This window comes from Nocardia sp. NRRL WC-3656, assembly GCF_000720265.1.
Classification (GTDB): domain Bacteria; phylum Actinomycetota; class Actinomycetes; order Mycobacteriales; family Mycobacteriaceae; genus Nocardia; species Nocardia nova.
This window is the reverse complement of record NZ_JOJF01000010.1, coordinates 209,243-226,911: the sequence shown is the minus strand read 5'-3', so window position 1 is coordinate 226,911 and position 17,669 is coordinate 209,243. Positions and strand designations below refer to the sequence as shown.

General features: G+C 67.2%; 20 protein-coding genes. 11 read left to right on the top strand and 9 right to left on the bottom strand.

Annotated features, from left to right (window positions below):
• Positions 1–41 precede the first annotated feature (41 nt).
• From nrdI to IG65_RS0115705, 4 genes are all read right to left on the bottom strand, one after another.
• A complete protein-coding gene (nrdI, locus tag IG65_RS0115720) occupies positions 42–545 on the bottom strand; it encodes a class Ib ribonucleoside-diphosphate reductase assembly flavoprotein NrdI (RefSeq protein ID WP_051756104.1) in 504 nt (167 codons plus the stop codon).
• Positions 546–593: 48 nt separating this feature from the next.
• Complete coding sequence (locus IG65_RS0115715; RefSeq protein WP_030515663.1) at positions 594–827, bottom strand: redoxin NrdH; 234 nt, start codon at positions 825–827, stop codon at positions 594–596.
• A 478-nt stretch (positions 828–1,305) separates the two neighbouring features.
• A complete protein-coding gene (gene ykgO, locus IG65_RS0115710; RefSeq protein ID WP_030515662.1) occupies positions 1,306–1,428 on the bottom strand; it encodes a type B 50S ribosomal protein L36 in 123 nt (40 codons plus the stop codon).
• Between the two features lie 169 nt (positions 1,429–1,597).
• Entirely contained in the window at positions 1,598–2,161 is a 564-nt protein-coding gene (locus tag IG65_RS0115705) for an NAD(P)H-dependent oxidoreductase (RefSeq protein ID WP_030515661.1), read from the bottom strand.
• Between the two features lie 218 nt (positions 2,162–2,379).
• Between IG65_RS0115705 and IG65_RS0115700 the strand changes: the two genes are divergently transcribed.
• Positions 2,380–2,997, top strand: coding sequence for a TetR/AcrR family transcriptional regulator (locus tag IG65_RS0115700; RefSeq protein WP_227462829.1), 618 nt, complete (start codon positions 2,380–2,382; stop codon positions 2,995–2,997).
• A gap of 10 nt (positions 2,998–3,007) precedes the next feature.
• Complete coding sequence (gene nadE / locus IG65_RS0115695; protein ID WP_030515659.1) at positions 3,008–3,850, top strand: ammonia-dependent NAD(+) synthetase; 843 nt, start codon at positions 3,008–3,010, stop codon at positions 3,848–3,850.
• Between the two features lie 35 nt (positions 3,851–3,885).
• On the opposite strand, the gene IG65_RS0115690 is transcribed toward nadE, so the two are convergent.
• Positions 3,886–4,128, bottom strand: a complete 243-nt coding sequence (locus tag IG65_RS0115690) for a MoaD/ThiS family protein (protein ID WP_030515658.1) — start codon at positions 4,126–4,128, stop codon at positions 3,886–3,888.
• A complete protein-coding gene (moaA, locus tag IG65_RS0115685; RefSeq protein ID WP_030515657.1) occupies positions 4,121–5,179 on the bottom strand; it encodes a GTP 3',8-cyclase MoaA in 1,059 nt (352 codons plus the stop codon). Before moaA ends, IG65_RS0115690 begins: the two co-directional genes overlap by 8 nt.
• Positions 5,180–5,305: 126 nt before the next feature.
• On the opposite strand from moaA, the gene glp reads away from it, so the two are divergent.
• From glp to IG65_RS0115670, 3 genes are all read left to right on the top strand, one after another.
• Complete coding sequence (gene glp, locus IG65_RS0115680; protein WP_030515656.1) at positions 5,306–6,508, top strand: gephyrin-like molybdotransferase Glp; 1,203 nt, start codon at positions 5,306–5,308, stop codon at positions 6,506–6,508.
• A gap of 104 nt (positions 6,509–6,612) precedes the next feature.
• On the top strand, positions 6,613–7,629 hold the full coding sequence (gene moaCB / locus IG65_RS0115675; protein WP_051756196.1) for a bifunctional molybdenum cofactor biosynthesis protein MoaC/MoaB: 1,017 nt from the start codon (positions 6,613–6,615) through the stop codon (positions 7,627–7,629).
• Positions 7,622–8,047 carry a molybdenum cofactor biosynthesis protein MoaE gene (locus IG65_RS0115670; RefSeq protein WP_030515654.1) on the top strand — a complete coding sequence of 142 codons (426 nt, stop codon included), beginning with the start codon at positions 7,622–7,624 and terminating at the stop codon, positions 8,045–8,047. Before moaCB ends, IG65_RS0115670 begins: the two co-directional genes overlap by 8 nt.
• A 9-nt stretch (positions 8,048–8,056) precedes the next feature.
• Here the strand turns inward: IG65_RS0115670 and IG65_RS0115665 are convergent, their stop codons facing one another.
• Positions 8,057–8,518: a MarR family winged helix-turn-helix transcriptional regulator gene (locus tag IG65_RS0115665; protein WP_030515653.1), complete on the bottom strand. Its 462-nt coding sequence runs from the start codon at positions 8,516–8,518 to the stop codon at positions 8,057–8,059.
• A gap of 3 nt (positions 8,519–8,521) precedes the next feature.
• Here IG65_RS0115665 and IG65_RS0115660 point away from each other — a divergent pair, with 3 nt between their 5' ends.
• Positions 8,522–9,517 (top strand): LLM class F420-dependent oxidoreductase, encoded by a 996-nt coding sequence (locus IG65_RS0115660; protein ID WP_231509224.1) that lies wholly within the window; start codon positions 8,522–8,524, stop codon positions 9,515–9,517.
• Here IG65_RS0115660 and IG65_RS0115655 read toward each other — a convergent pair.
• Together IG65_RS0115655 and IG65_RS0115650 are read right to left on the bottom strand one after the other, a co-directional pair.
• Positions 9,505–10,554 (bottom strand): GTP-binding protein, encoded by a 1,050-nt coding sequence (locus tag IG65_RS0115655; RefSeq protein ID WP_030515651.1) that lies wholly within the window; start codon positions 10,552–10,554, stop codon positions 9,505–9,507. The two genes, IG65_RS0115660 and IG65_RS0115655, sit on opposite strands and share 13 nt — an antisense overlap.
• Before the next feature lie 76 nt (positions 10,555–10,630).
• Positions 10,631–12,055 carry an N-acetylmuramoyl-L-alanine amidase gene (locus tag IG65_RS0115650; protein WP_030515650.1) on the bottom strand — a complete coding sequence of 475 codons (1,425 nt, stop codon included), beginning with the start codon at positions 12,053–12,055 and terminating at the stop codon, positions 10,631–10,633.
• A 726-nt stretch (positions 12,056–12,781) separates the two neighbouring features.
• Between IG65_RS0115650 and IG65_RS0115645 the strand changes: the two genes are divergently transcribed.
• The 5 genes from IG65_RS0115645 to IG65_RS0115625 all read left to right on the top strand — a co-directional run bounded on the left by IG65_RS0115645 (position 12,782) and on the right by IG65_RS0115625 (position 17,661).
• The gene (locus IG65_RS0115645; protein WP_030515649.1) at positions 12,782–13,186 is read left to right on the top strand and encodes a hypothetical protein; all 405 of its coding nucleotides are present in this window, start codon (positions 12,782–12,784) and stop codon (positions 13,184–13,186) included.
• A gap of 149 nt (positions 13,187–13,335) precedes the next feature.
• Complete coding sequence (galT, locus tag IG65_RS0115640; protein ID WP_030515648.1) at positions 13,336–14,397, top strand: galactose-1-phosphate uridylyltransferase; 1,062 nt, start codon at positions 13,336–13,338, stop codon at positions 14,395–14,397.
• A complete protein-coding gene (gene galK, locus IG65_RS0115635) occupies positions 14,394–15,500 on the top strand; it encodes a galactokinase (protein ID WP_081879505.1) in 1,107 nt (368 codons plus the stop codon). Before galT ends, galK begins: the two co-directional genes overlap by 4 nt.
• A gap of 33 nt (positions 15,501–15,533) precedes the next feature.
• Positions 15,534–16,283: an SDR family oxidoreductase gene (locus IG65_RS0115630; RefSeq protein WP_030515646.1), complete on the top strand. Its 750-nt coding sequence runs from the start codon at positions 15,534–15,536 to the stop codon at positions 16,281–16,283.
• Between the two features lie 328 nt (positions 16,284–16,611).
• Complete coding sequence (locus IG65_RS0115625; protein ID WP_030515645.1) at positions 16,612–17,661, top strand: 3-oxoacyl-ACP synthase III family protein; 1,050 nt, start codon at positions 16,612–16,614, stop codon at positions 17,659–17,661.
• The last annotated feature ends 8 nt before the right edge of the window (positions 17,662–17,669 follow it).

Below are 17,669 nucleotides of genomic sequence, written 5' to 3'. Positions count from 1 at the left end.
GTCCAGGCCCTCGGTCGAGGTCTCGGTGCTGACCGGGCGCTCTAGGCGGGCCGTCTTTCCGGCCGGTGCTGTTGTCGTTGCCAAAACAATCCCAATCCCTCTCGGACGCGCTCGACGTCCTCGGCGGTTCCCATCAGTTCGAAGCGATACAGGTACGGCACCCCGCATTTGCGCGAGATGACCTCTCCCGCATAGCAATACGTATCGCCGAAGTTCGTGTTGCCGGCCGCGATCACCCCGCGCAACAGCGCACGATTATGCGGATCGTTGAGAAATTTCGCCACCTGCCTGGGGACGAATTCCTTGTCCGAGCGACCGGCTGCCCCCTCGCCGCGCTGCGCGTCGAACACGTGCCGGCCGCCACCGTAGGTGGGGCAGATCAGCACATAGGGCGTGTCGACGCGCAGCGAATCGGCGGTGTGGAGCGGAATGCGAACGGCCGGCAAACCCAGCCGTTCGACGAAGCGGTGCGTGTTCTCCGACGCGCTCGAGAAGTAGACCAGAGCGGGCGTCGATTGGGTTCCTTCCCCGGACAACCCAGCCATCCCACTCCCCCTTACTCTGCTCGTCGGACGAACGGTGACCGGAGCGGATCAGGCCGCGGCGGTCACCAGGGACTTGATGCGGTCCGGACGGAAACCGGACCAGTGCTCGTCGCCGGCGACGACGACGGGGGCCTGCAGATATCCCAGCGCCATCACATAGTCGCGGGCCTCGGGGTTCTCGGAGATATCGACGACCTCGTACTCCACACCGGCCTTGTCGAGCGCGCGGTAGGTGGCGTTGCACTGGACACAAGCGGGCTTGGTGTAGACCGTGATACTCATGGGTGACCCTCTCTCCTTGCCTTATCCGATGCAGCCTTGAATCGGTACGCCATCTGCTGTGAGCATCCGTACTGAGCACGATCCATCTGGTACTGCGCAAACCCCTGGAAGTAGGGGCACCACCGGTGATCACAATGCTGTGATCGGCTCGGAATCCGTCTCCCCTTCCAGTGCCGTAGACACTACACCTAGTGGCCGACAGATTCATACAACACGACATGTTGCGAACCACAAAGATGAAATTCGACGGCCGTAAGTACCAGGACAGTCGATTCGCAACCCGACACGACAGTGGCGCAGATCACGATTTCATGTCGCAGCTCTCTCCCAGCAAACCCAATACCACCTCTGGTCACATCGGTCACAGGGATCTCAACAGGCCCGCTTCGGCACATCCGAAACGACCGAATGCCGCGCCCGTTCCGGGGAACGAACGCGGCATTCGGCGGCTACTTCGGCGTGTCGCAGCCGAGCCGGATCAGCCCTGGCGGGCCTTGAACCGCGACTCCTTCTTGTTGATCACATAGGTCTTGCCACGGCGTCGCACCAACTGAGCGCCCGGCTTGCCCTTCAGCGAACGCAGTGAATTCCGGACCTTCATGACGACCTCCTACTGGAAATGGTTTTCATATCCTATAGAGGTGCGCGGCGGGAGCGTTAGGACGCCGGTCACGTCGCCGCCCCTCTCTGCCTGGCCCCCGACGCCACCGAGGGGCCACACCATCGGGTGCGGCCCCTCGGAACGGCCCGAGCCGGTTACCGTCTCAGGCTCAGGCGTTGACCGATTCCCGCGCGGCGACCAGTTCGGTGACCGCGGCGGCGAGCTGGGTCAGAGCCTCGGCGTCGTCGCGCGGATGCGCCTCGCCGAAGCGCTGGCCGATGGTGCCGAAGTGCAGGTGCGCGCTCTCCACGACGGTGCCGCCGGCGACACCGACCGCCTTCACCGTGTCGCCGTGCGCCCACTTCGCGGCGTTCTGGCTGATCGAGGCGCTGATCACGGCGACCGGCTTGTCCTTGATCGAACCGGCGCCGTAGGGCCGCGAGGCCCAGTCGATCGCATTCTTCAGCACGGCCGGGATCGTTCCGTTGTATTCGGGGACGAACAGCACCAGGGCGTCGGCGGCGGTGACGGCGTCACGCAGCGCCTGCGCCGGTGCCGGCACCTGACCCGGTACGTCGATGTCCTCGTTGTAGAACGGAACATTTCCGAGACCGTCGTAGATATCGACCTCGACACCTTCCGGTGCGATCTGGGCGGCAGCCTCGGCCAGCTGCCGGTTGATCGAACCGGCGCGCAAGCTGCCGACGAGAGCCAGGATGCGAGTCTGTGACATGATCACTCCTTGTGCGGTGGGGCGGCGGTGGCTTCCGCTGTCACGACACGATAACCGGACTACGGTCCGCTTTCATTCCCGGGTCATGGGGTAAACGAACTGTGAACTGCGACACTCCCGATTCGACGCCGTCGAATTCGTCCCATTCGTCCGATCCGCGCGCCACGGATCCGGCCTTCGCCGCCGCGCCGCGTCCGGGCGTGCTGCCACTCGAGGCTGTGGCCGTCGACCTCCCGCCGACCGCGCTCACCACCGCGCTGCCGGTAGCCGAACACTCCGAGCGCAGCGATGCCGTACGCAACCGGCAGCTGCTGCTCGACGCCGCCGAGGAACTGGTCCGCGAATTCGGCGCCGACGGCGTCACGATGGACGCGGTCGCCAAGCGCGCGGGCGTCGGCAAGGGCACCGTATTCCGCCGGTTCGGCAACCGGGCCGGTCTCATGCTGGCGCTGCTCGACCAGTCCGAGCAGAAACTGCAGGCGGCGTTCATGTTCGGGCCGCCGCCGCTGGGCCCGGGCGCCCCGCCGCTGCAGCGGCTGATCGCCTACGGTCGCGCCCGTTTGGCCGGGATCGAGGTGGAGGGCGAAATGCGCCGCGCCGCCGACGAATCCGGCCGCTACGCCAGCGCGCCGTACAACATCTCGAAAACCCATGTGTCGCTGTTGCTTCGGCAGCTCGACATGAACGGCGATATCGCGCTGACGGCGGATACGCTGCTGGCGATCCTCGACGCCGGCCTGGTGCTGCATCAGCTGCGGGTCCTCGGTTATCGGCCCGAACAGATCGCCGACCACTGGGAAAACGTGGTGCGCGCACTGGTGGCACCCGCCCAGTAGAGTGGCCCGCATGGGGAACCTGCGCGAACAGATCATCGCCGAATTGGGTGTCGCGGCCGAGATCGAGCCGAAGGTCGAGGTGCGGCGCCGCGTCGAATTCCTGGCCGACTATCTGAGTTCCACGCCGGCAACGGGTTTCGTTCTCGGCATCAGCGGTGGTCAGGACAGTTCGCTCACCGGCAAACTGTGCCAGCTGGCCGTGGACGAGTTGCGCGCCCGGGGACAGGAGGCGACGTTCGTCGCGGTCCGGCTTCCCTACGGTGCACAGGCCGATGCCGACGACGCGCGGCGGGCGCTGGATTTCATCGGCCCGGACCATGTGGTCGAGGTCAATGTGAAGCCCGGCGCCGACGCGGTGGCGGCCGCGACCGCCGAGGGCGTGCGCGAACTGCTCGGACACGAGACCGAGCTGCGTGATTTCGTTCGCGGCAACATCAAAGCGCGCGAACGGATGATCATCCAGTACGCGATCGCGGGGCAGTTGAATCTCGTGGTCGTCGGCACCGACCATGCGGCGGAGGCGGTCACCGGATTCTTCACCAAGCACGGCGACGGCGGGGTCGACATCACTCCGCTGACCGGACTGACCAAGCGCCAGGGTGCGGCATTGCTGCAGGAATTGGGCGCTCCGCCGAGCCTGTGGGAGAAGGTGCCCACCGCCGACCTCGAAGACGATCGCCCGGCGCTGCCGGACGAGGAGGCGCTCGGCCTGAAGTATGCCCAGATCGACGATTATCTCGAGGGCAAGGACGTGGCGCCGGAGGTGGCCGAGCGCGTCGAAACGATCTACTGCAACACCCGGCACAAGCGGACGGTGCCGGTGTCGCCGCTCGACTCCTGGTGGAAGAACTGAGGGGCCGAGCCCACCGCTCGAGAAACGGGCGCTGATCAGCCGCCCGCGAACGGCGGTAGTACGTCGACGCGGACGGTGAGGGGGGTGCTGTCGTCGCGGGTGAGTTCCTCGCCCACCAGATAGGCGCAGACCTTGAGCATCGGATCGAGATCGGCGCCGTAGGCCGCCCGCAATGCCGTCCGCAGGTCACCGACCGTTGCCGTATCCGGCAGGTCCAGATTTTCGCTGGATTTGCCGACCGCGTCGGCGATCGCGGCGAAATATCTGACCTCAACCACCGATGGCTCCCATCGTGCGTTCCGGGGGGACGAAATCGGCGGCGTCGATGCCGTGCCCGGCCCATTTGTTCCACATCGCGCCGCGCCACAGCTGTGCCACTTCGTCGTCGCTCGCGCCGGCGCGCAGCAGGGAGCGCAGATCGAATTCCTGGTCGCTGAACAGGCAGGACCGGACCATGCCGTCGGCGGTCAGGCGGGTGCGGTCGCAGTCGCCGCAGAATTGGCGGGTGACCGAGGCGATGATGCCGACCGTGGCGGGACCGCCGTTCACCAGCCAGGTCTCCGCCGGGGCGGAGGGGTCGGCACGCCCGGTCTCGGTGAGGGTGAAGGCCGCGCCGAGAACGTCGAGAAGTTCGGCCGCGGTGACCATATTGGTGCGGGCCCATTCGTGGTCGGCGTCGAGCGGCATCTCCTCGATGAACCGCAGTTCGCATCCCTCGTTCAGGCACCACCGCAGCAGATCGACCGCACCGGAAAGGGTTTCGCGCATCAGCACGGCGTTCACCTTGACCGGGTAGAGACCGGCGGCATGGGCGGCGCGGATGCCGGTCAGCACCGAGCCGAGCCGGTCCCGGCGGGTGAGCCGCGCGAATCCGGCGGGGTCGACCGTATCGAGGGAGACGTTCACCCGGCCGAGCCCCGCGGCCGCCAGCCCGCGCGCGCGATGTTCCAGCCCGATGCCGTTGCTGGTCATCGCCAGCGGCGTGTCGGGAACGGCGGCATGGCATCCGGCGACGATCTGCTCGAGATCGCGCCGCATCAGCGGCTCGCCGCCGGTGAACCGCACCTCGCGGATGCCCAGGCGCCGCACCGCGAGTTCCACCAACCGCACGATCTCCGCGGCCGAGAGCAATTCGTCCGCGGGGATGGCCGGCAACCCCTCCTCCGGCATGCAATAGGTGCACCGCAACGAGCACTTCTCGGTGATCGACACTCGCAGATCCCGGGCCGTGCGCCCGAATTTGTCGACGAGCAGCTCCGTATCGGGCCGTCCGTCCAGCGAGGGCCGCCCGCCCCGGACGGCGGGAATCCCCATGAGAACGACGGTCACTCCTCCATTATGGGGGCCGCCCCCACCTCACGTCCCGCAAGTCACCACCTGTGAGGTAACCGAGCACCGCGCCCGAGACCCCGCCGCAGCGAAGCGGAGGCCAATAACACAGCTAGGCTGACGTCTATGAGTCAGCCTGCCAAGACTGTGGCTCGGTCCGTCGAGGATCATCGGGAGCGGATCGAACAGCTGCTGCGACCGCTGGCAGTGCGGCAGGTGGAGCAGTTGGCCTTGCACGGGGTGCGGGGCCGGATGCTGGCCGAGGATGTGCGGTCGCCGCTGGATCTGCCGGTGTTCCGCAATTCGGGGATGGACGGATACGCGGTACGGGCGGAGTCGGTCGCGGTGACGCCCGTGACGCTGCCGGTGGCCGGTGTGGTGGCCGCCGGTCAGGGTGGCCCGGAGCGGTTGCCGGACGGGGCGGCGGTCAAGGTGATGACGGGCGCGCCGATCCCGCCGGGCGCCGATTGTGTGGTGCCGGTGGAGGACACCCGCGCCGTCGACGGCGGCGTGTCGATCGAACGCGGCCGCAACGCAGGCGATTTCGTGCGCGAGGCGGGAACCGATATTCGGCGCGGTGAGCTGCTGGTGGCGGCCGGGTCGTTGTTGTCACCGCATCGGATCGCGGCGCTGGCGGCGGTGGGCATCAGCTCGGTGGCGGTGGCGCGGCGGATCCGGGCGGCGGTTCTGACGACGGGCGACGAGCTGGTATCGGCCGGTGTCGCGTTGCGCCCGGGGCAGATCTACAACTCGAACGGGATCGCGCTGGCTGCTGCGTTGGGCGCCAACGGGATCGATGTGGTGGATGTCTCGCACAGCCGCGACGATCCGGGCGAGTTCCGCCGCAAGTTGTCGATCGCGACGGCGGCCGCGGATGTGGTGTTCACTTCGGGTGGGGTGTCGCAGGGCGATTTCGAAGTGGTCAAGGAGGTGCTGGCCGAAGTCGGCGGCGAGTTCGGTTCGGTGGCCGTGCAGCCCGGTGGCCCGCAGGGCATCAGTGTGGTCGACGGGGTTCCGGTTTTGAGCTTCCCAGGTAATCCGGTGAGCACGATGGTGTCGTTCGAGGTGTTCGCCCGGCCGATCCTGCGGCAGCTGAGCGGGTTGGCTCCGGTGCCGAATTACGAGGTGGCGCTGCTGGATCCGGTGCGTTCCCCGGCGGGCCGGCGGCAGTTCCTGCGGGGCCGGCGCGAAGGTGCGGGGGTCCGCTCGGCGTCGGGACCCGGGTCGCATCTCGTGGCTGCGATGGCGCAGGCAGATGTTCTGATCGAAATTCCGGCCGACGTCACGACGGTGGCGGCCGGTTCGCTGGTGAGGGTGCGCGAACTGTGAACGAACTGTCCCATGCCGAATCCGGCGCCGTACCGAAAGACGACGCTGTACCGAAAGACGACGCCGGCACCTTGTCGCACGTCGATGCCGAAGGCCGGGCGCGCATGGTCGATGTGAGCGCCAAGGCCGAGACGACACGGGTGGCGGTCGCGGCCGGCCTGCTGCGGACCACGGCCGAGGTGGTCGCGCTGGTGCGCGCGGACGACCTGCCGAAGGCCGATGTGCTGTCGACGGCTCGCATCGCCGGTATCTCGGGGGCGAAGAAGACCTCGGAGCTGATTCCGCTGTGCCATCAGCTGGCGCTGTCCTCGGTGGATGTGCGCTTCGGTTTCGCCGAGGCCGCCATCACCATCGAGGCGCGAGCGAAGACGAAGGGCCCCACCGGCGTCGAGATGGAGGCGCTCACCGCGGTCGCGATCGCCGGCCTCACGCTGCACGACATGGTGAAGGCGGTGGATCCGGCGGCCGTCCTGGACGGTGTGCGCCTGTTGACGAAAGACGGTGGTAAGCGCGGCCATTGGGAGCGGCCCGATATCGCATCGTCCGACGATGTTGCGCTGTCGGCTGAGGCGCCCGCGACCGCACACTCCCCCACCGGCCGGCGCCGCAGCGATGCGGTACACCACGCGACGCACGCCGGCGAGGGCTCCCGGACCGCGGTCGTGGTCGTGGCCTCGACCGGCGTCGCGGCCGGTACCCGGGTCGACAAGACCGGTCCCGTGCTGGCGGACTGGCTTGCGGGACTGGGCTTTTCGGTGCGCGGACCGCTGGTCTACGCCGATGCCGATATCGCGGCCGGTCTGCGCGACGCGCTCGACGGCACGCCGGGACTCGTGATCACCACCGGCGGCACCGGCGCCTCGCCCTCCGATGCCACTCCGGAAGCGACGCTGGCGGTGCTGGATCGGGAATTGCCTGGCGTCGCCGAGTCGATCCGTCAGCGCGGTACAGCCGCGTTTCCGTTGGCGGCCTTGAGCCGTGGCGTCGCGGGCCTGTCCGGCACTACGGTGGTCGTGAATCTGCCCGGTTCGCCGGGCGGGGTCCGCGACGGAATCGCGGTCCTGGAACCGTTGCTGGATCATCTGCTGGCCCAGGTCGCCGGAGGAGGCCGCCATGAGTGAGTACACGCCGCTCACCCGCATCAGCGATCAGCCGCTGCAGCCCGAGGAGGTCGAGCGCGCGGTCACCGGCCCCGAATACGGCGCGGTCGTCGTCTTCACCGGTAAGGTTCGCAATCACGATGGCGGACAGGCGGTTTCGGCCCTGGAGTATTCGGCTCACCCCGAGGCGGAGAAGTTCTTGACCCGGGTGTGCGCCGAGGTCGGGAAATCCGCCGGCCTACCGGTCGCCGCGGTTCACCGGGTGGGCGAGCTGACGGTCGGCGATCTGGCGATCACGGTGGCCGTCGCCGCTCCGCACCGCCGCGAGGCCTTCGAGACCTGCGCGGAATTGGTGGACCGCATCAAGCACGAGGTCCCGATCTGGAAGCGCCAACTGTTCGCCGACGGCATGTCCGAGTGGGTCAACGCCTGCGGCTAGGCCACGACGTCAGCGTGGTTCGGGGCCGGGATTCGCCTCGGCCGCCGGTGTGGACTCGGTGAGATTCGCCTCGATGCGGCGCAGCGCCCGGAAGAGTGCGGCGCGTTCGGCCGCGCTGAACGAGGTCAGCGCCCGTTCGGTCAATCGCGCGCTCTCGGCTTCGATCTCGTGCTCCAGATCCCGCCCGCGTGCGGTCAGGTGCAGGCGGACCAGTCGGCGGTCGGTCGGATGCGGTTCACGCCGGACCAGCCCGGCCGCTTCCATCCGGGTGGTCGCCCGGGTGACGGTGGGCGTCGCCAGGCCGAGCCGTTTGGCCACCTGACCGGGCGTCAGACCGTCCTCCTGCCAGAGCTGACGCAGGATGAACTGCTGGCCTTCATACACGCCGTGCCGGGCGTAGGCGGCCGCCGCCGCCACCGCGAGGGCGTGTTTGGTGGACCAGAACGCGGTCTGGAAGTCGTCGTCGGTCATGGTGTGTTCAGCGTAGAGGTATTGTATTCGTTAGCCGACTCACGTTATAGTCATTGTCCGGCTAATAACTTTGAACGGGAGATCTACGTGAAAATCGGCATCGCACTCACCGACTTCTCCTGGCCCGTCCCGAACGGCGAAATCGGTTCGGCGGTCACGGAACTCGCGCAAACAGCCGACGCATCGGGTATCGACAGCCTCTGGGTGATGGACCACTTCTTCCAGATCGGCATCAGCGGACATCCGCCGGAGTCGCCGATGCTCGAGGCCTACGCCGCGCTGGGATTTCTCGCCGGAATCACCGACCGTATCCGGCTCGGCACGCTGGTCACGGCGGTGCCGTATCGCCATCCCGGCGTGCTGATCAAATCCGCGACCACCCTCGACGTCCTCAGCGGCGGCCGCCTGATCTTCGGCGTCGGCGCCGGCGCGCCCTTCGATCCGGAACCGATGGGCCCGAGCACCACATTCGAGGCCGAGGGCCTGGGAATTCCGTTCCCGCGACTGCCCCGGCGCTTCGAACAACTGGAGGAATTGCTGCAGATCGCACACCACATGTGGAGCGAGGACGAGACGCCCTATCGGGGAAAGCATTACGAGCTGGCGCGGCCGCTCAATTCACCGAACTCGATCCAGCGCCCGCATCCGCCGATCCTGATCGGCGGCAGTGGCGAACGCAAAACCCTGCCGCTGGTGGCCCGATATGCCGACGCCTGCAATCTGTTCGACCTTCCCGGCAGCGGCTACGCCGACAACCTCGCGCACAAACTCGCGGTGCTGCGACGCCGGTGCGACGAGATCGGCCGCGACTATTCCACGATCGAGAAGACCGTCACCACGGCCCTGGATATCGATTCGGGTCCCGGACCGGTGCTGGACCACTTGAAGACCCTCGCCGCCACGGGCATAGACCACGCGATTCTCGGACCGGACGGGCCGTGGACGCCGCCGCGCCTGCGACGGCTCATCGAAATGGCACCGGAGATTCACGTGCTCTGATCCGAGTCGTCCCTCGGCACGTACCGCCACACCGGCAGCAATGCCTGCTCGTCCAGCGGTTCGGGTCCGGTGTGAGCGGTGGCGTGCAGCCGGGCCGCCGCGGAGTCCGCGTCCAGACCGGATCCGATGAGCACCAGCCGGGTTTCGCGGGTCTCACCGCGCGACCATACGGCCGGCTCGAAGACCACATGCCGGCCGACCATGTGCAGCAGGAACTTCCGGTTCTCACCGCGCACGCCGAACACGGTGGCACCCTTGGCGCGGAACAGGCCCGACGGCGGATCCTCCAGGAATCCGACCAGGCGGCGTGGGTCGAGATCGGTTGCGGTGGTGAACGATACGCTGTCGTAGCCGTCGTGCAGATGGCGATGTCCGGGCGCGTCGTGGTCGTGATCGTCGAGCAGTTCGTCGAACGACAACTGCCGCGCGTCCGTCGATTCGCCGCGTTCGGGAACGTCGAACAGCAGCGGCGGATCGATGCGGCCGTGCGCGGTGGCATAGACCGGCACCCCCGCGGCGATTCCCTCGATCTCCGCGCGCAGGTCGTCCAGCCGCACGGCCGGCACCCGGTCGGCCTTGTTCAGCACGATCAGGTCGGCGAGGCGCAGATGCGTGGTCAGTTCGGGATGGCGGGCGCGGCTGTCGTCGAAATGCTCGGCGTCCACGACCTCGATCAATCCGCCGTAGCGAATGCGCGGATTGTCGCCTCCGATGACCATGCGGATCAGGTTGCGAGGTTCGGCGAGGCCGCTGGCCTCCACCACGATCACATCGATGCCGTGGCGCGGCTCGGCGAGCCGGGCGAACATCTCGTCGAGTTCGGTCACGTCCACCGCACAGCACACACAGCCGTTGCCCAGCGAGACCATGGCGTCCACCTGGCCCGCGACCAGCATGGCGTCGATATTCACCGCACCGAAATCGTTGACCACGACGCCGATCCGGGCCTCGCGTCGCCGCAGCAGATGGTTCAGCAGCGTGGTCTTACCGGCTCCCAGAAATCCCGCGACCACCAGAACAGGTATGCGCCGATCCATTCGGCCGAGCTTACCCAGGCCCGGACGAGGACGTGCCCGCCCCTTCGTGCGGAGGGGCGGGCACGAACGGGGCCGATTACTTACTCTGCCCCAGGAGGGTGGAGACCAGGGTGTAGGCCAGATTCACCAGTTCGGAATCGAGCGCATCGTTGCCCAAGCCGAGCGATTTCGCCAGCGGCAGCAGCAGCTGCATGGCGGTGGTGGCGAGATTACCGGCGCCGGAACCGGATTGCGGTTTCTGGGTGCCGCTGGTTCCGGGTGTGGTCGAGGTCTGCGGTGAGACCCCGGACGTGCCCGGATCGGTGTTCGAATAGGTTCCCGGCGCCGTGCGATAGGTGCCGGCCGGATTCGAGCCCGGTTGCGTCGTGGCCGGAGCCGACGGCGCGGTGGACGTCGGCGCGGACTGCGTGGTGGCGGGTGTCGAGTTCGGCCCGCCACGCAACGCGTCCGTTGCCGAATTCTGTTGCGGTGCTGCCGGATTCTGCGTCCCCGAGTTCTGGGTCCCCGAGTTCTGAGTCCCCGAGTTCTGGGCGCCGGAATTCGGTGTCGCCGATCCCTGCGGAGACGCACTCTCCGGCGCGGCATTCTGCGGCGCCGGACTTTGCGGGGTGGCACTCGGCGACGTGGTGCTCTGTGACGTACCGGTCTGCGGCGCGCTCGCGGGACTGTCGGCGGGCGACGCGGCCGGCGAGGCACCACCCGGAGCCACTCCGATCAGGTAACTCACCAGCCCGGTCGTGATCGCGATGGCATGCTCGAGCTGCCCCTCGGGCGATTCGAGCTTTTTCGCGTCGTCGACATTCGCGCCGTTGCCCATTTCGATGAAGACGTCGGGCACCTCGGTCAGCGCCGGGCCCGCGATATCGGACCGGGTTTGCAGACCGTCGACCGCGCCCGCGTAATCAGCGGGCGTGAACCCGGCCTTTTTGTACGCGTCGCGCATGGCATTCGTGGCGACCTGACCAGGACCCGATTGTGCTTCGTTCGCCTTGGCATCGGGAACCGGCAGCTGCGGCACGATCAGATGGAATCCGTGATCCTGTTCCGGTGCGCCGTCGGCGTGGATGCTGACGGCCACCGCGGCGCCGGAGCTGTTGGCCGCCGCGGCGCGTTCGTCGACACATCCGCCCCAGCCGGTGTCGTCCTGGCGGCTCATCACGACGTGCGCGCCGAGCGCCTCGAGCGACTGCCGGACCAGCTGTGCCACATTCCAGTTGATGGTGTGCTCGGGCACGCCGTTGCGGGTGGTCATCCCCGTGGTCTGGCACTCCTTGGTGCCACCACGGCCGTTGTTCACTTGACGATTGAGGTCTTCGTTGTGGTTGCTGCCCTGATGGCCCGGGTCCAGAAATACCGTCTTACCCACCAATTTGGTCGACATATCGGGATCTGCGGGCGCGGCCGGCGCGGCGAGAGCGGCGGCGGGCGCCAGCACACCGGCCGTGGTGACCGCGGCGACGGCGAGCCTGACTCCGGTCTTGATGATGTGTGGATGGTTCATGTTCGGACGGCGCACCCGGAGGCGGGCACACCCCTCCCTTCCCACTAGTAACATCAAACCCAGTGGTTCACTGTTGCAACGCCAGCATCACCTACGCAAGCTCAGTTACCGAACCGTTACCCACATTAGAGCCGAAGTGGCACGTCATTTCCGCAGACACGCCGGTCGTACGGCTGATTCGGCGGTAGCCGACCCGAGAAACGGACATCTCAGAGCTATCTCACCGCGGCCACACTCGCCGAATGCACGGAACAACCGGCAGGTTTGTGTCGCTGACCACATCGGGGCGAAATCCGAGGGAATGAACATCATTGCCCGAATGTCGCTGCGGCCGGGCGAATCCGCACGATCCGCCGATATCCAGGCACGCGGCCGAAAATGCCGAAATGCTGAACCCGGATGATTCGCCAGAGTAATTTAATTCTGAAATACCGCTGTGTTGCACGGGTCGCCGGCGCTGCAGTACGTTCCCATCTCGCACCTCGGCGGTCGAATCGCACGCCGGTGCCGTCCCCGTGGGCGCGAGGGGATCCCGCGGGGACGTTCAGCGACGGCATTTCGCGGCCGTCTGCCCACCGCCCACCGGGCGTTGTCGAATCTCCAGATATTTCTCCGATCCGGTCCGCGCCTATCGCAATTCTGATAGACCAAGGCCCCGGAAGATGCGGGGATCTTCTCCGGCCGCCCGATAGTCGACGGCCGTCTGCGAGATCGAGGAGGACCGCCGTGCGTGGACGCACGTTTGTGATCGCCGGGGCCGTCGCGTCCACGGTGACGATGCTCGGATCCGGCACCGCTGCCGCCGATCCGGCGACGAACATTCCCGGGGACGGGATGTACCGGGTCGGGGTCGATATCGCTCCCGGCATCTATCAGTCCGCGGGGCCGGCGGACCCGGCGCACGACTGTTCCTGGGAGCGCCTGTGGAAGATTCCCGAACCCGGTGATCCGCCGGACCCGAACGCCGCCATCGTCGCCAGCGACCGCACTCACACCACTCCGGTGCGGGTGCTGATCAAACCGTCCGATGTCGCGTTCGCCTCGGCCAACTGCGGCGGCTGGGTGATGATGCCGGCGCCGCCGCCGACCGGCTCCTACGGGCCGGGCGGGTTGTTCGGCAGCGAGTACTGAGCGAGGCCGGTCCGGCGCGGTGTATCCGCCGCGCCGGATCCGGCACCCGCCGCCTGTCGCGGCCGCGATGTTAGTGTCCCGCTGAGATCCGGTGGATCGAGCGGAGGGATGCGATGGCGCGGCCGAGTCCGGTGATGAGTCGTCGGTCGCTGGCCGACAGCCGCGAGATCATCTACTTCGACAGCGAGCCGGTGCCGCGCACCGCCGCCGACACCCGGGATCTGCCCCGGACCAGTACACATTCCCAGGCGCGTTTCGATCCGCTGCTCGGCGAGTGGGTGGTGATCGCCTCGCACCGCCAGAGCCGGACCTTCCTGCCCCCGGCGGATCTGTGCCCGCTGTGCCCGTCGCGGCCCGGCCATCCCACCGAGGTCCCCGAGGCCGACTATCAGGTGGTGGTGTTCGAGAATCGCTTTCCGTCGCTGTCGACCGGCCGCGCCGAACTTCCCGACCGCGTCGAAGGGTCGCCGGAGACGTTGCTGCGCAACGGTTTCGGCCGCTGCGAGGTCGTGTGCTTCACCAGCGACCACAACAGTTCGTTCGCCGGGCTCGATCCGGGCCGGGCGCGCCTGGTGGTGGACGCGTGGGCCCAGCGCAGCGCCGAACTCGGGGCGCTCGACGGCGTGGCCCAGGTGTTCTGCTTCGAGAATCACGGCGAGGAGATCGGCGTCACGCTGTCGCATCCGCACGGCCAGATCTACGCCTACCCCTTCCCCACCCCGCGCACCGCGACGATGGTGGCCAATGCGGCCCGGCATCGAAAAGCCCACGGCAGCAATTTGTTCGGTGATCTGCTGGGCGCCGAACGGGCCGCCGGCATCCGGGTGGTCGCGGCGAACGAGGAGTGGACCGCCTTCGTACCGCCGTTCGCCCGCTGGCCCTACGAAGTTCAGCTCTATCCGCACCGCCGGGTAGCCGATATCCCCGATCTCGACGATGCCCAGCGCGACGGTTTCGCGCATCTGTACCTGGATGTGCAGCAACGCTTCGCGCGCCGATTCGACACGCCCATGCCGTACGTCGCGGCATGGAATCAAGCGCCGAAATCCGGTGTGCCGGGCGATGACTGGTGGCTGCACCTGCAGCTGTTCTCGATCCGGCGGACGGCGCACAAGTTGAAGTATCTGGCCGGTTCGGAATCGGGGATGAACGTCTTCATCAGCGACACCACCCCCGAGACCGTGGCCGCCGAACTGCGGGAGGTGCGGTGAGCGCGGCACCCCGGCGCGGCGTATGGGTCGCGCCCGGCCGGGTCAACATCATCGGCGAGCACACCGACTACAACGACGGATACGCGCTGCCGATCGCGTTGCCCCAGGTCGTGACCTGCACCGCCGAAGCCACGACGGACGGCACGGTGCGGGTGAGTTCGAAACAGCACGCCGGGCAGGTGCGCGAATCGCTCGACGGGCTCGCCGATTCCGCCGTCACCGGCTGGGCCCGCTATCCGCTGGGCGTGGTGCACGAATATCGGCGCCGCGGGCACGAACTGTCCGGGGTGGTGCTGGAGATCGACGGGGCGGTACCGGTGGGAGCCGGGCTGTCGTCCTCTGCGGCGCTGGAATGCGCTGTGGCACTGGCGATTCGCGATCTGTTCGAAATCGATGCCGGCAGCGCCGAGCTGATCGACATCGGCCGGGCCGCGGAGAACTCCTATGTCGGCGCGGCGACGGGGACCCTGGACCAGTCCGCCTCGTTGCTCTGCACGGCGGGTCACGCCCTGTTCTTGGACTTCGCCACCGGGGAATTCGCGCAGGTTCCCTTCGATCTCGCCGCGGCCGGACTGCAATTGCTGGTAGCCGACACCGACACCCCGCACCGGCTGGCCGACGGCGGTTACGGCCGGCGCCGGCGCGAATGTGAGCAGGCCGCGCACGCTCTGGGCGTGCATTCCCTGCGGGCCGTCACCGATCCGGCGGAAACGCAGCGGCTGGCGGACCCGGTGCTGCGGCGGCGCGCCCGCCACGTCGTCACCGAGAACGCCCGGGTGCTGACCGTGGTGGAACTGCTGCGCGACGGGTGTGATCCGCGCGCGATCGGGCCGCTGCTCACCAGCGGACACGCCTCGTTGCGCGACGATTTCGAGGTCTCCACGCCGGAGCTGGATGCGGCGGTGGCGGCCGCGCTCGACGCCGGGGCCCACGGTGCGCGCATGGTGGGCGGCGGATTCGGCGGCAGCATCATCGCGGTGACCGATATCGAGCGGACCGATTCGATCGCGGCCGCGATCCGGCGGCGGTTTCGCGACGACGGTTTCTCCCCACCGCGATTCTTCGTGGCGGTGCCCGCCGCCGGAGCCCGCCGGATTTCCTGATCAGGCGGCCGGGCGGCACTAGGGTGGGTTGCCATGACCAGGCGCAGAATTCTCATCACCGGAGCGAGTGCGGGCCTGGGGGCCGAGATGGCTCGGCAGTTCGCGGCGCGCGGGCGCGATCTCGCGCTGTGCGCGCGCCGCATGGAGAACCTGCGGTCGCTGCGCGAGCAATTGCGGACGGCCCATCCCGATATCCGGGTTTCGCTGCGGACCCTCGATGTGGACGACTACGAGGCGGTCCCGCGCGTATTCGGGGAATTCCGCGACGAATTCGGCGGACTGGATCGCGTGATCGTCAACGCCGGCCTGGGCAAGGGCGCGGCGCTGGGCACCGGGCGTGCGGATGCGAATATCGCGACGGCCACAACGAATTTCGTGAGTGCGCTGGCCCAGGCCGAGGCCGCACTGGAGATCTTTCGCGACCAGAACGCCGGGCATCTGGTGCTGATCTCGTCGATGAGCGCGGTGCGCGGGCTGCCCGGTAAGAAGGCCGCTTATGCGGCGAGCAAGGCCGGATTGTCCGCGCTCGGTGAGGGTTTGGCGATCGAACTGCGCCGCAGCCCGATCGCCGTGACCACGGTGCAGCCGGGCTTCATCGCCACCGAGATGTCGGCGCGCGCCGACGACGCCCGGCTGGTCGCACCGCTCGAAGGCGGTGTGGCCGCGATGGTCGCCGCCATCGAGTCCGAGCCGGTGCGCGCCTGTGTGCCGCAATGGCCTTGGCGCGCACTGAACCTCGTGCTGCCACGGCTGCCGAGGGCGGTCATGGCACGGCTGGGCTGATCCGGCTCGGACGGCCCTACGCTCGGTGAGGTCTCTCACAATCGACCGCCCCGATCGATGTGAAGTTTCACCACGAATCCGGCACTCTGCAAGTTAGCGGACTCCCGGATCCACTTCGCGAATCGACAGAAGCATCGATGTAGCGGCGATATTCATCGATTGCCGAGTAGTTACTACTTGCTGCGACGCGCTGTCACAAATACATCGCATTCACCGCTACCCGATCGAAGCGTCGAGATGCGGATCAAGAATGCGCTAGTTACTCTCGGGTAGCATCACGTCACGAACAAATTCCGCAAGCATTCGTCATGCCAATTCAGGAGGCGGCGTGCCGCATTCTCGTTTCGAAGCGATCGGCGCATATCTACCCGAAAAAAGGGTCACCACGGAGGAATTGATATCGCGCCTCGCTGTACCGCCGGCCTTCGATCTCGAAAAGATCACAGGCGTGCGCGAACGCCGCGTTCACGACACCCGACCGGAATCCTACGAAGACTCGTTCGTCCTGGCCGGTAAGGCGCTGGACGAGTGTCTGTCCAGGTCACAGTACTCCGGGTCGGAGATCGAGGTGGTCATCTCCACCTCGATCACCCGCAGCAAGGACGCTGGCAAAATATATATGGAGCCGTCCTTCGCGTCGGCTCTGGCACAACGCATCGGTGCGCGGAACGCCATTACCTTCGACCTTTCCAATGCCTGCGCGGGAATGCTCAGCGGAACCTACATTCTCGATCGGATGATTCGATCCGGAATGGTGCGCAACGGCATCGTGGTGAGCGGTGAGGCGATTACTCCGATCGCCGATACCGCGGTGCGCGAAATTTCCGACAAATACGATCTGCAATTCGCGTCGCTCACCGTGGGCGATTCCGCGGCCGCGGTGGTGCTCGATCGTTCCGTCGACGAGGCCGACCGTATCGACTACATCGAGCTGGTCACGGCCTCGGAGTTCTCGCACCTGTGCCTGGGCATGCCCAGTGACAAGACCCCGGGCGTGGCGCTCTACACCGACAACCGCAAGATGCACAACGAGTCCCGTTTCCTGTTGTGGACCGACACCCAGCGCATGTTCTACGAGAAGCGCGGCACCACGTTCGCCGAGGAGAACTTCGACTTCGTCATCCACCACCAGTTCGGCGCGGCGGCGATCCCGTATATGAACGCCATCGCCGAACGGGAATTCGGCGCACCGATGCCGCCCGACCTCAATGTGCTGACCGAATACGGAAATACCTCCAGCACTTCACATTTCATCGTGCTGCACGACCATCTGAGCCGCGGTGAGATCCCGGCCGGCTCGAAACTGCTGATGGTTCCGGCCGCCTCCGGGGTGGTCGGCGGTTTCCTGTCCACCACGATTTCGTCTCTGAAGGTCTGAGGTACTGG